This is a genomic window from Symbiopectobacterium sp. (assembly GCF_051710365.1).
GTDB lineage: Bacteria > Pseudomonadota > Gammaproteobacteria > Enterobacterales > Enterobacteriaceae > Symbiopectobacterium.
This window is the reverse complement of sequence record NZ_JBPETA010000088.1, coordinates 1-12,844: the sequence shown is the minus strand read 5'-3', so window position 1 is coordinate 12,844 and position 12,844 is coordinate 1. Positions and strand designations below refer to the sequence as shown.

At 51.9% G+C, this 12,844-nt stretch carries 10 protein-coding genes and 6 pseudogenes; 8 read left to right on the top strand and 8 right to left on the bottom strand.

The features are described from left to right. Both ACTBDZ_RS09825 and hcr read left to right on the top strand, forming a co-directional pair. Positions 1–228, top strand: a pseudogene (locus ACTBDZ_RS09825) (hydroxylamine reductase); the annotation flags it as partial. Positions 229–287: 59 nt separating this feature from the next. Beyond that, a pseudogene (hcr, locus tag ACTBDZ_RS09820) lies at positions 288–1,304 on the top strand (NADH oxidoreductase). 1 nt (position 1,305) lies between these two features. Here the strand turns inward: hcr and ACTBDZ_RS09815 are convergent. Both ACTBDZ_RS09815 and ACTBDZ_RS09810 read right to left on the bottom strand, forming a co-directional pair. Then, the gene (locus ACTBDZ_RS09815; protein ID WP_438815173.1) at positions 1,306–2,259 is read right to left on the bottom strand and encodes a glycosyltransferase; all 954 of its coding nucleotides are present in this window, start codon (positions 2,257–2,259) and stop codon (positions 1,306–1,308) included. 182 nt (positions 2,260–2,441) lie between these two features. After that, a complete protein-coding gene (locus ACTBDZ_RS09810; RefSeq protein WP_438815172.1) occupies positions 2,442–3,254 on the bottom strand; it encodes a polysaccharide deacetylase family protein in 813 nt (270 codons plus the stop codon). A 383-nt stretch (positions 3,255–3,637) separates the two neighbouring features. Between ACTBDZ_RS09810 and artP the strand changes: the two genes are divergently transcribed. The 5 genes from artP to artJ (ACTBDZ_RS09785) all read left to right on the top strand — a co-directional run bounded on the left by artP (position 3,638) and on the right by artJ (ACTBDZ_RS09785) (position 7,419). Next, the gene (gene artP / locus ACTBDZ_RS09805; protein ID WP_264625922.1) at positions 3,638–4,366 is read left to right on the top strand and encodes an arginine ABC transporter ATP-binding protein ArtP; all 729 of its coding nucleotides are present in this window, start codon (positions 3,638–3,640) and stop codon (positions 4,364–4,366) included. 20 nt (positions 4,367–4,386) lie between these two features. Then, on the top strand, positions 4,387–5,118 hold the full coding sequence (artJ, locus tag ACTBDZ_RS09800) for an arginine ABC transporter substrate-binding protein (RefSeq protein WP_438815171.1): 732 nt from the start codon (positions 4,387–4,389) through the stop codon (positions 5,116–5,118). Between the two features lie 9 nt (positions 5,119–5,127). Continuing rightward, on the top strand, positions 5,128–5,844 hold the full coding sequence (gene artQ, locus ACTBDZ_RS09795) for an arginine ABC transporter permease ArtQ (protein WP_438815170.1): 717 nt from the start codon (positions 5,128–5,130) through the stop codon (positions 5,842–5,844). Continuing rightward, on the top strand, positions 5,844–6,512 hold the full coding sequence (gene artM, locus ACTBDZ_RS09790; protein WP_438815169.1) for an arginine ABC transporter permease ArtM: 669 nt from the start codon (positions 5,844–5,846) through the stop codon (positions 6,510–6,512). The genes artQ and artM overlap by 1 nt, the downstream gene beginning before the upstream one ends. A gap of 175 nt (positions 6,513–6,687) precedes the next feature. Beyond that, positions 6,688–7,419 (top strand): arginine ABC transporter substrate-binding protein, encoded by a 732-nt coding sequence (gene artJ, locus ACTBDZ_RS09785; protein WP_438815168.1) that lies wholly within the window; start codon positions 6,688–6,690, stop codon positions 7,417–7,419. A 58-nt stretch (positions 7,420–7,477) separates the two neighbouring features. Here the strand turns inward: artJ (ACTBDZ_RS09785) and rlmC are convergent. The 3 genes and pseudogenes from rlmC to potH all read right to left on the bottom strand — a co-directional run bounded on the left by rlmC (position 7,478) and on the right by potH (position 10,000). Beyond that, positions 7,478–8,501, bottom strand: a pseudogene (gene rlmC, locus ACTBDZ_RS09780) (23S rRNA (uracil(747)-C(5))-methyltransferase RlmC). After that, positions 8,499–9,107 (bottom strand): annotated as a pseudogene (locus ACTBDZ_RS09775) (ABC transporter permease subunit); the annotation flags it as partial. The pseudogenes ACTBDZ_RS09775 and rlmC, both read right to left, overlap by 3 nt. Beyond that, positions 9,104–10,000 carry a putrescine ABC transporter permease PotH gene (potH, locus tag ACTBDZ_RS09770; RefSeq protein WP_438815167.1) on the bottom strand — a complete coding sequence of 299 codons (897 nt, stop codon included), beginning with the start codon at positions 9,998–10,000 and terminating at the stop codon, positions 9,104–9,106. The pseudogene ACTBDZ_RS09775 and the gene potH, both read right to left, overlap by 4 nt. Positions 10,001–10,231: 231 nt before the next feature. Here potH and ACTBDZ_RS09765 point away from each other — a divergent pair, with 231 nt between their 5' ends. Continuing rightward, a complete protein-coding gene (locus tag ACTBDZ_RS09765; protein WP_438815166.1) occupies positions 10,232–11,236 on the top strand; it encodes an Rpn family recombination-promoting nuclease/putative transposase in 1,005 nt (334 codons plus the stop codon). On the opposite strand, the gene ACTBDZ_RS09760 is transcribed toward ACTBDZ_RS09765, so the two are convergent. The 3 genes and pseudogenes from ACTBDZ_RS09760 to ACTBDZ_RS09750 all read right to left on the bottom strand — a co-directional run. Further along, on the bottom strand, positions 11,233–11,763 hold the full coding sequence (locus ACTBDZ_RS09760; protein ID WP_438815165.1) for a tail fiber assembly protein: 531 nt from the start codon (positions 11,761–11,763) through the stop codon (positions 11,233–11,235). The two genes, ACTBDZ_RS09765 and ACTBDZ_RS09760, sit on opposite strands and share 4 nt — an antisense overlap. 262 nt (positions 11,764–12,025) lie before the next feature. Beyond that, positions 12,026–12,643 (bottom strand): annotated as a pseudogene (locus ACTBDZ_RS09755) (phage tail protein); the annotation flags it as partial. Between the two features lie 6 nt (positions 12,644–12,649). Beyond that, positions 12,650–12,715: pseudogene (locus ACTBDZ_RS09750) on the bottom strand (hypothetical protein); the annotation flags it as partial. Positions 12,716–12,844 lie beyond the last annotated feature (129 nt).

Genomic DNA, 12,844 nt, shown 5'->3' with positions numbered 1-12,844 from the left:
GGCTGCGGCGTGAACGACCTGCCATTGAGCCTGATACTCTCCTGGTTTGAGCAAAAAGCCATCGTCATTCTGCTCACGCTGCTGTCGCTGGGCGTCAAAAACATCAGAACCGGCCCTACCGCCCCCGGCTTCCTGACGGATAACCTGCTGGCCGTGCTGAACGAAAAATTCGGTATGCGTTCGATAACCACCGTAGAAGAAGACATCAACACTATTCTGTCCGCTTGAGAGCAATCGGATAACAAGCGGCGCGGCAACGCGTCGCTTGTGCTGTTTGGAGAGCACACATGACACAACCGACCTCCGCATGCCCGAACCGCATGCAAGTTCACTCCATTCGTCAGGAAACGCCTGACGTCTGGACGCTTTCGCTGATTAATCACGATTTCTACCCCTATCGTCCGGGGCAGTATGCACTGGTTTGCATTGCCAACGACCCCGACACCCTGCGCGCCTATACCCTCTCCTCAACCCCAAGATTAAGCCCGTTTATCACGCTGACGGTGCGGCGGTTAGAACCGGGGACGGGCTCAGGCTAGCTGACGCAGCAGGTCAAACCCGGTGACTATCTGTGGCTTTCCGATGCACAAGGCAAATTTACCTGCGTCGATGCGGTTCATGCCGAACAGGAACGTTATCTGATGATGGCCGCAGGCTGTGGCGTTACGCCCATCATGTCGATGAGTCGCTGGTTATTGGCGCACCGTCCCAACGTTCACTTGCAGGTTATCTTTAATGTTCGTAACCCGCAGCAGGTGATTTTTGCCACAGAGTGGCAACGCCTTACAGAGCACTATCCATCACAGCTGACGCTGACGTTGGTCGCCGAATTTGACGCCGAAACTGGTTTTCTCGCCGGAAGGTTAACGCCTGAGTTACTGAAACAAGCGGTGCCGGATCTGGCACAGCGCATTGTGATGACCTGCGGCCCAGCTCCTTATATGCAGCAAGTTGCCGCACTGGTCGCCAACGCTGGCGTCCCCGCAACGCGTTTTTACAAAGAGCAGTTCCAGATTGGCGCTGAATCACTGGAAGAGGACGGTGAGCAGTTGACGCTGACCATTCGCCAGCCGCTTAATACGCTGCGTGTTCCGGTGGGCATCAGTCTGTTAGCGGCACTGGAAAGCCATAAAATACCGGTTAATGCCGCCTGCCGCGCAGGCGTATGCGGCAGTTGCAAAACCAAAGTGCTTTCCGGCGATTACACCACCAGTAGCACCATGACGCTGACAGCAGAAGAGATTGCACAAGGTTATGTGCTCACGTGCAGTTGCCAACTGCACGGGGATACGGTACTGTCGTAACCTAAGGCGTCACCACACCCGCAACCGTGGGTGTGGGCTTTATAGGCCAATGCGATAATTTTTTTGACGCAGGCATCGATAGAGTAGCGCAACACCACGTCATCGCAGGCGTGGCGGGCCCTCTGACGGTAGGGTTCAGGATGCAGGATGCATGATGCATAAGGAAATCAGCAGTAGCATTCTGCCAAGCCACAACATCATCGCACGGCAACAATACGCCGTTTTCCTGATGGTGGATAACATCCGGGATGCCTCCCACGTCGCTTGCCATCACCGGGACGCCAAAATACATCGCCTCAACCAGTGCCATCCCAAATGATTCATTACGTGAAGGCATCAACACCAGATCTGCATGCCGATAGACGGCCGCTGCCGGAAACAGCTTACCCGCCATCATCACGTTATCTTGCAAACCATAGCGCGCAATCATTGCGTTGATAACCTTACACTCAGGGCCATCACCGACGATCAGGTAACGAAACGTATGGTCTGACTGCTTGAGCGCCGCCAACGCGGCCAAGGCGGTATCGTGCCCTTTTTCACCGCGCAGCATACCAACCTGAACAATGACTGGCGACGTACTGGCCTCCAACCAACATTGTACAGATACAGGCAAAGGCCTCTCACTCTGGGCATGCAAGGTAGCAAAATCAAACCCGGGTGCGACCACCTCAATTTTTTCATCACGACAGCCACCCGCCACCATCGCGCGCTTCATGCCACTGCTGGGTACCACTACCTGATCCGCCAGATAATTGGTGCTAAACGGTTTAATCCTGCTGGTAAGATAGGTTTTTTGCCGCACGAGCGTTGGCTTGTTCCAGGTCAGCTTGGTTGCCAGTGCAGCAATATTTGCATCATGCCCGCTGTGACTGACGACAAATAAGGGATGATATTCATTAATAAGCTGTCTGAAACGCCACAGCGAGGGGGAATGATAACTATATATAAACAATCAACACCTTACCCTCAAACAAGGATATGCACGGTGCATATAACGTCTGACGTAATTTTATGAGAGCGAAGCTAAACGGAAGGTAAATACTTTTTATACAGAAACGTATTTTCGAAAAATAAATACATAAAATGCCCAGGAACATTATTCTGGGCACGTTGCCAATGTCGTGAAATAAACGATCAGGTATAACGCTGACCTTTATGTAAGGCAAATAATGAAGAAATAACCGGTGTGGTATACAGAAACAGTCGCCGTTTAAGCCAGGAGGTGTCTTCTCGCTCTTTGGTGCTGATACGTCCCAAACGCCAGATGAGGTGTCGCGGCATGTTCACCCGCCGCTCAGTGGTGTAGAGATAGTCAAACCCTTGCGCTTGAGCAATGGCAACGTAATCATGGTTATAAAAACCCATAGTCCAGCAAAAATGACGGCTACACGACCCCAGTCGCGCAAGCAGCGTTTCACGGCACAAACGCAGATCGGTTTCCAATGCACGGTGGCGCTCAGCAAGATCGGCGATTTGCCAGTCCCAGCGCTGATGCGTATGGGTATGCGCGTGAAACTCCACTAACCCACTTGCTTGCATCTCTTCAATTTCAGACCAGCGCATCATCACATCGTCGGCATGGCCAGTGGCGACTTTTTCCTCACATTCTTTGTGGGAGAAAGCAATCTCCGTAAGTTCACGAACGGGTCCGTCACCAATCTGGCTGGTAATCAAAAAAATATGCGCATGCAGCCCAAGACGTTTTAACACCGGAAACGCATAAACCCAATTGTCCAAATAACCGTCGTCAAAGGTGATCATCACACTTTTACGCGGCAAAGGCTCTCCACGGTAAAATCCTTCCAATTCAGCCGCGGTCACGGTTTTCCACCCGGCACGCGCCAGCAAGGTCATCTGTTCAATAAAGGTGTCGGGCGACAGCGTCACCAGCCCAGGTTTAGGAGCAACGTGGTGATACATCAGGATGGGAATTGCACTTGCATTCATTCTATTACGCTCTTTTCTGTATGCGCTTGTTGACAGGCACAGCCTGCCGTCGCCATTGGTGCGCTAACGTCATAACTAAAAATACACGAAATATTAATCCACCCACACACAACTTCAACCATTCATCACTATAACGCATTCATAACCTGTATTTTTTGATGCTATCAGCGCGAAACCGCAGCATGATAGTCGCCGATACGGGCAGATTTGCTGTCTGTTATCCTTCGGTCCCGACAATTACAGCCGCCCCGCCGCTTAACCGATATTTTGTGCTATTATTTATCCATTAGTCCGCTAATCAGCAAATTTTAACCCACGGCGATTGCATAAGTATCCTGCCGACGTTAACATTCGCGGCATCAATGTCTATTCAATTCTTGCGCATGAGTATTCAACTAAACAGCATTAACTGTTTCTATGGCGCGCATCAGGCGCTATTCGATGTCACCCTTGATTGTCCGGCTGGCGAAACGCTGGTGTTATTGGGCCCCAGCGGTGCGGGGAAAAGCTCGCTGCTGCGCGTATTGAACCTGCTGGAAATGCCGCGTTCGGGCACGCTTGCCATCGCAGGCAACCAGTTTACGTTTGCGCAGCCGCCGAGTGACGGTGCCATTCGTGAACTGCGCCGCAATGTCGGCATGGTATTTCAGCAATACAACCTGTGGCCACACCTGACCGTCACGCAAAACCTGACCGAGGCACCTTGTCGGGTATTGGGGTTGAGCAAAGACGAGGCGCTGGCACGTGCAGACAAACTGTTAACACGTTTACGTCTGCGCGATTTTGCCGATCGTTTCCCGCTGCATTTGTCCGGTGGGCAACAGCAACGCGTGGCGATTGCCCGCGCACTGATGATGGAACCTCAAGTGCTGCTGTTTGATGAACCAACGGCCGCCCTCGATCCTGAAATCACGGCCCAGGTGGTCGGTATTATTCAGGAACTGGCACAGACCGGCATCACCCAAGTGATCGTCACTCACGAAGTGGATTTTGCACGTAAAACTGCCAGCCGTGTGGTGTACATGGAAAATGGTCGTATTGTCGAACAGGGTGATGCGGGCCACTTTACCGCGCCGCAAACCGCCGAGTTCGCCAGTTATCTTTCTCATTGATGAACAAGATGGAAATGACAATGAAAAAATTACTCGTTGCAGCACTCCTCGCCAGCGCCAGCGTTGCCGCCAGCGCCGCTGAAACCATCCGTTTCGCGACCGAAGCCTCTTACCCTCCGTTCGAATTCGTGGGCGATGATAACAAGATCCAAGGGTTTGACGTCGATCTTGCCAATGCGCTGTGCAAAGAGATGAACGCCACCTGTACGTTTAGCAATCAGGCCTTTGACAGCTTGATCCCAGGGCTTAAATTCCGTCGTTATGAAGCCGTTATGGCCGGAATGGATATTACGCCGGAACGTCAGCAACAGGTAACCTTTAGCCAACCTTACTACGACAACTCTGCGCTGTTTATCGCACAGAAAGGCAAAGTGGCCGATATCGGTGCCCTGAAAGGTAAACGCGTTGGCGTGCAGAACGGTACGACTCACCAGAAATACCTGCTGGACCAGCACAAAGATGTGACCACAGTGCCCTATGACAGCTATCAGAATGCCATTCTGGATCTGAAAAGCGGTCGTCTGGACGCGGTATTCGGTGACACTGCCGTGGTGAATGAGTGGCTGAAACAGAACGACCAGTTGGCTACCGTAGGCAGCAGCGTGACGGATAAAAACTACTTTGGTATCGGTTTGGGCATTGCGGTGCGTCAGGGTAACGATGCACTGGTTAAACGCTTCAATGACGCGCTGGACAAAGTCAAGCAGGATGGCACTTATCAGTCCATCTACAACAAATGGTTTCAGCAGTAATCTCGCTCAATGATTGAATTTCATCCTCTTGCAAGCGCCGCCTGCATGACCGTCGGCCTTGCCGTTTGTGCACTGGTACTCGGTTTGATTCTGGCGATGCTGTTTGCTGTCTGGGAAATGGCGCGCTGGAAGCCCGTTGCCTGGTGTGGCACAGCGTTAGTGACGCTGCTACGCGGTCTGCCGGAAATTCTGGTGGTGCTGTTTATCTATTTTGGTTCATCACAGCTGCTGCTGATACTGGCGGATGGCTTTACGCTCAGTGTTGGTGGCGCAGCGTATCCCATCAAGTTAAACATTGAGACGTTTGAAGTCAGCCCGTTTCTGTGCGGTGTGATTGCATTGGCGCTGCTGTATGCAGCCTATGCGTCACAAACGCTGCGCGGCGCGCTCAAAGCAGTCCCTCAAGGGCAGCGCGAATCAGGGCAAGCCCTGGGTTTGAGTAAAGCAGCCATCTTCTTTCGTCTGATCATGCCGCAAATGTGGCGTCATGCCCTGCCCGGCCTCGGCAACCAATGGCTGGTATTGCTGAAAGATACCGCATTGGTGTCATTGATTAGCGTGAACGATCTGATGCTGCAAACCAAGAGTATCGCCACACGTACCCAAGAGCCCTTTACCTGGTATGTGATTGCGGCAGCGATTTATCTGGTAATCACCTTGTTGAGTCAATACGTCCTCAAACGTATCGAACTGCGTACTACGCGCTTTGAACGGAGGCCGTCCTGATGCTCGCCTACTTACCTGGATTGCTCAAAGGGTTGCACACCAGCCTTAGCCTTACGCTGGTGGCACTGATTGCCGCACTGGTTATCTCTTTGGTGCTGACGGCAGTGCTTGCGTTAAAAACACCGGTGTTGTCCCTGTTATCCCGGGCGTACATCACCCTGTTTACCGGCACACCTCTGCTGGTGCAAATCTTCCTGATCTACTATGGCCCGGGCCAATTTCCGGCAATCCAGCAGATCCCGTGGTTGTGGCACTTGCTCTCTCAGCCCTGGCTGTGCGCCATGATTGCGTTGGCATTAAACAGCGCGGCCTATACCACGCAACTGTTTTACGGCGCGGTGCGCGCCATACCCTCCGGGCAGTGGCAATCCTGCGCGGCGCTGGGTATGTCGCCAGCACAAACATTGCGTATTTTGCTGCCCTATGCCTTCAAACGCGCCCTGTCGTCCTATTCAAACGAAGTGGTGTTGGTGTTTAAAAGTACCTCGCTGGCTTATACCATCACGCTGATGGAGGTGATGGGTTACAGCCAACTGATGTATGGCCGTACCTACTATGTCGCCGTGTTCGGTGCCGCAGGGATTATTTACCTGTGCGTCAATGGGTTACTGACATTGCTGATGCGGCTTATCGAACGACGCGCACTGGCGTTTGAACACCGTAACTGATCTCTCTTGTACGATAAAAAGCAGGCTTCGGCCTGCTTTTTTTGTCTGTTTTATCGCCACTTAAATGTATTTTTAATCATTTTATTTGCATATTAATTCACTTGGTGGCAATGTGATTGCCGTTGAGCGGGAAGCATGCCGCAGGAAAAATTTAAAAAAATCGTTGGAGCACAACATGAAAAAATTCGTGGTCGCCACGTTACTGGCAGGTATGGCATTCGGCGCTAACGCCGCAGACACTATTCGTTTTGCCGCCTCCGCCACCTATCCGCCGTTTGAATCTCTCGATGCCAACAACGAGATCGTCGGCTTTGATATGGATCTGGCGAAAGCCCTGTGCAAACAGATTCAAGCTAACTGCACCTTCACCAACCAGGCTTTCGACAGCCTGATCCCGGCGCTGAAATTCCGTCGTTACGATGCCGTGATCTCCGGGATGGACATCACCCCAGAGCGCAGCAAGCAAGTGGCGTTTACCCAGCCCTATTATGCTAACTCTGCCGTGGTTATCGCGCAGAAGGGCAAATTCAGTGATTTTGCCGCCATGAAAGGCAAGCGCATCGGGATGGAAAACGGCACCACGCACCAGAAGTACATGAATGACAAGCACCCGGAAGTGCAGACTGTGTCCTACGACAGCTATCAAAATGCGGTGCTGGATTTGAAAAACGGACGCATCGACGGCGTTTTCGGCGATACTGCGGTGGTCAATGAGTGGATCAAGAACAACCCGGAATTGGCAACCGTTGGCGAACATGTAACTGACGCGGAATACTTCGGCACCAGTCTCGGTATCGCCATTCGTCCTGATGACAAAGCACTGCTGGCAAAATTAAACGGCGCGCTGGAAGCCATCAAAGCAGACGGCACCTATAAAGCCATCAACGACAAATGGTTCCCGCAATAAGTCAGAGTCTGGTCAACAAGCGCCCTCGGGCGCTTTTTTTGTCTCTTTTTCCTGAGCCTTACCCACGCCGCAATAGCGCCATCACCTCATAGTGCGCGGTATGCGGGAACATATCGAACAGTTGCACCTGGACAATCCGGTATCCCGGCAACAGACTGATATCACTCGCCATGGTCTGTGCATTACAGCTTGAGTAGAGGATATACGCTGGGGCCATCTGGCTCAGATACGCGCAGAGCTCGCTCCCTATGCCGCGTCGGGGGGGATTTACCAGCACCAGATCCGGCGCACTGGCATTGCCAGTGGCAAATTGGGTGGAGTCCAGCGCCTGAAATGTCACCTGCGTTAACCCAAGGTGTGTGGCAGAGCGCTGCGCGCAGGCGATAGCCTCGGCGCTGATTTCAATACCGGTCAGAGGCATGTCCGGCGTGGCACAGTGCAATCCAAAACCACCGACGCCGCAAAACAGATCCCACATGCTGGTCACGGGCAACGCGGCAACCCAGTCACGCGCCGTGGCATAGAGTGTGGCGGCGACTTGCGGGTTAGTTTGAAAGAAACCGCGCAGTCGCAAGAAAAGCGGCACCTGATTGAACGCCTCTTCCAGCATCTGGTTTTCCGTCAGTGCAATCTCCTCTTCCCCTTCCAGAATCGCCTGATGAACAGGCTGGATATTGGCTGAGATCACCGCCAACTGAGGCAACTGCTGCTGTAACCAGGGAAGCGCCAGTTGTAACTGGGCCAGCTTGGTTTTAGAGCGCAACACGAAGCGCAGCATAAACTCACCGCGCAGGCGACTCTCCGTCAGCAGCAAATATTTTAATTCACCGCGCCGCCGGGCCACCTGACTAGGGCGTCAGCCCGGCGCGCGCAATAAACGTTTTAAGCACAGAAAGCACCGGCGCGAACGATGCCGGATAAAGCGGACAGTCACACAAATCGACCGCGCTGCCATCCTGACGCAGAATACCGAACACCGGGCGTTCGGCGCTGCCACTGACCACCATTTTGGCCTTGTTGCGAAAAGCCTGCTGTGGCGATGAAACCACGGGCAACCAAGCCCCCACCGCCTGTTTGTCCAGCAGCCAGCCGGAAACCAGCGCCGGCGCAATCATCGGGACGGTGATGATGAAAAACACTTTGAGCGGCGCCGCCCCCAGATCCATTGTCGCTTCCTCAATGGAACGATCCAGTTCGCGCAGTCGCGCACTGATGACCACGGTGACATAGGCGGTACAGAAGGTCACATGGGCCAGCCAGATGGTCAGCATACCGCGCTCCGAGGGCCAGCCGATAGCATGACCCAGCGCCACAAACAGCAGCAGCAACGACAAACCGGTAATTACATCAGGCATCACCAGCGGCGCAGTCAGCATAAACGCAAAGCCGTTGGAGCCGCGAAAGCTGCCAAAACGCACCATCACCACCGCAGCCAGCGTGCCGAGCACCACCGCCATGGTGGCGGAGGCGGCAGCAATAGTCAGGCTTAATGCCACGGCGGTCATCATGGCGCTGTCATGGAACAGTGCGCTGTACCATTGGGTCGACCACCCCGCCCACACCGTCACCAGTTTGGAACTGTTGAAAGAGTAAATCACCAGCATCAGCATCGGCGCATACAAAAAAGTAAAGCCGATAACCAGAATCAGGGTACGCCACGGGGAACGAACCACAGGTAAATTATTCATGCCTGATCTCCCGTACTTTTGTTCTGATGCTTGTGGAACCACATGATGGGCACAATCAGCAGCAACAACATAATGGTCGCTACCGCAGAGGCTACCGGCCAGTCGCGGTTGTTAAAGAACTCTTGCCACAGGATACGGCCAATCATGATGCTGTCCGGGCCGCCTAACAGTTCAGGTATCACGTACTCCCCGACCGCCGGGATAAACACCAGCATGGAGCCGGCGATAATACCGCCTTTGGTCAGCGGCACAATCACGTGGAAAAAGGTTTTCAACGGACGCGCGCCCAAATCCAGTGAGGCTTCCACCAGCGAATAATCCAGGCGGGTCAATGCAGTATAAATTGGCAACACCATAAACGGCAGATAGGAGTAGACGATACCGATATATACCGCCAGATTGGTGTGCAGGATGATCAGCGGCTCATCAATGACGCCCAGCCACAGCAGGAAGTTATTCAATATCCCGTTGTTCTTCAGTATCCCCATCCAGGCATATACGCGGATAAGAAATGAGGTCCAGGAAGGCAGGATAACCAACAACAGTAAAATGTTGCGCGTGGAAGGCTGGCTGTGTGCGACCGCCCATGCCAGCGGATAGCCAATGATCAGGCAGAGTACCGTCGACACCGCAGCGACTTTCAGCGACTGCAAATAGGCTTCGAAATAGAGCGGGTCATCAAGCAGATGAAGATAGTTGCCCAGATTGAGGGTGATATCGAGCTTATCATCCGCCCAGGAGAGCAAATCGATATAGGGTGGCACCGCGCGCGCCATTTCTGCCAGACTGATTTTGAAAACAATCAAGAACGGCAGCATAAACAGCAGAATAAGCCAGATATACGGCAGCGCAATCACCAATTTGCGCCCGTATTTCAGGTGCCACTGCGTCAACAGTAGCGGAGTTAAAACACTTAAAAACCATAAATATCAATATATTGACTGAATCTATCGCTCAAAAAATAGGCAACAAAACACAACAAAGCACGACAATACACGACTTTTTTATCAATACGTTACCGTCCATTTCGACTTGCCGACTCCCTTCCTTAGACGTAAATCACATTCACCCCGAGCTGGAAATCCCGATGGCATACCGTAACCTGAGCAAGGTATACTGCGCCGATGACAACATCCTCACTCTCCCAACATGACTCCCTGTTCAAAAAGTTTCTCGGCGATATCGCTGTGGCCCGAGACTTTTTGGAAATCCATCTGCCGCCACACCTGCGTGAACGCTGCGACTTCAGTACGTTGGCAATGGAGTCGGGCAGTTTTATCGAAGACGACCTGCGCACCCAGTGTTCGGATATGCTCTATTCCGTGCAGACAAAAACGGGGAAAGGCTATATCTACACATTGATCGAGCACCAAAGTAGGCCCGATAAGTTGATGGCGTGGCGTTTAATGCGTTATAGCATGGCAGCCATGCAGCGGCACTTGGAGCAAGGCAACGAGACCTTGCCCGTGGTCATCCCGCTCCTGTTCTACCACGGTACCACGTCGCCCTACCCCTACAGCACCCAATGGCTCGATTGCTTTGCTGACCCTGAACTGGCAGAATCAGTCTATACACAGGCATTCCCGCTGGTTGATATTACCGCCATGCCGGATGATGAAATACTGTCCCATCGGCGGGTAGCCCTGCTGGAATTGGTGCAAAAACACATCCGTACACGGGACATGCTCGAACTGGCCGGAGATATCGCCCGCCTGCTCAATCTATGGTCAATACCGAAAGAACAGTTTCGTAGCCTGATGTACTATATTGCAGAGCGGGGAAATACATCGGATGAAGCACAATTCCTACAGCATATCGCCGTCAAAGCCATTGACTACCAGGAGGACATCATGACCATTGCAGAACAACTGGAAGCAAAGGGTATCCAGAAGGGTATCCAGAAGGGTATCCAGCTTGGTGAGCAGAAAGGTCGCCAGGAAGGTCGCCAAGAAGGTCGCCAAGAAGGTCGCCAAGAAGGTCGCCAAGAAGGTCGCCAAGAAGGCGAGCATAGCGCCTCGCTCAAAATTGCAAGGCAACTTATCGCCAACGGCGTCGATCGCGCTATCGTCAAGATGTCGACGGGTCTGTCCGATGACGAATTGTCTACCCTGTTCGACGACGGACACTAATTCCCCATTTTTTCACCTTCTGGCGCTTCCGGCCACGCGATATCCGGCGCAGTGCTGATATCGACACGGTTAAGCAGCACGCGGTATTTCTTCCACGCGATAAACTGCGCCCTTTCTGCCTCCGTGGTCATATCGAGGTCTACAGCATCCTGTAGCGGAGCAATAGCGGCGGAGGCTTTTTGCATCAACGTGGCTTTTTCAAGCTTCGCTTTCGCAACACGTTCACCGTGGGTGGGGATGCGGCGGACAACTTTTTGACCATCAAATAGCCAGCCACCGGAGATATCTACCCCATCAGGCAGTTCATCGACTTCTACAATGGTAAATCCTGCGGGATACAAACTATATATCTCTTTGGAAATAGAACAAATAATTCCTGTGTCAGGGTTTATACAGAGTTTGTATTTTTTTGTAAAAAGTGGAAAAGATTCATAGAAATCCTGTCCATCTTCACTCCTAAAATATTGGAATCTATGGTCATAAGAAATATTATCAGGATAATAATTTTTTATATTTTTTAATTGCATATTTACCTCATGCTGATGTTGGTGTTTTAACATTAGAAATTATTCGCCAATGCCCATTTTTATTAATCATGATCGGACGGTAAAGCATACTTATAACATGTGTACCAGAGGATCCGTCCTCACTCAGTGTCAGCCCCACCATCACGCATCCATTCGGTACTTCATTATCTTGAGATTGTCTTGTATTGATTTTAGCCACTGAGCCACGTTCCAAATCTTGTACATATCTGGCGTCTGATTCAGCTTTAGTGTAACCCTGAATGTCATTGGAGGTCAAAAGCTGCGCCCACTCAGACCAGGACGCGTCATTAATATCCCGACGACTGCGAATATAAACTGGGGCATGAGCACCACTGGTAGTGCTCCAGCCAATCAGCAATTCACCTTCTCCGCCATGCGATGCACCTTTGAGATGGATGACATTACCGCAATTGGCCGGGTATCCATTGTTGTAGGCCTCATACAGCTGGATACCTGCCTTACCCTGATTTTTACCACTTAATGCCTGAACCTTTCCTTGAGATATCAGCGTATTGATGTCAATGTCTGCCGAACCATCAAACGCCACACCATTGATCGTTCTGGCCGTTGCCAGTTTTGTTGCTGTTGCGGCGTTCCCCGTGGTTGGTTGATTGCCCGCCGCATTAACGCCCGGCAGGTTAATATTCGCTGTACCATCGAATGAAACGCCTCCGATAGTGCGCGCCGTTGCCAGCTTGGAAGCGGCCGCCGCAGTGTCACCATAAGGCAAAGAACCCGTATCGGCTGAAGTAATCTGAATATTACCGTTTGCATCAGGTGATTTTGCATTGACGGTTTTCACATTAATAAATGCGATCTTGTCATTGATTGATTTTATTGCTTTTGGCGTAGCGGCCATCGTTTCATCGTTACTGTTGGTTGCGCTACTGAGTTTGGTAATACCGGCTACCGTGGTTGATGCCGCTGGCACAGTATTAGGCTTTGTTGAATAAATCAGAACTTGTAACGACTGTGCCCCATCGGGTCGATTGTTACGTGATGCGAATACTGTTCGGCATTCCTAATAGCGTGATCCGGTTAAGCGCTTTGACCATCGCCA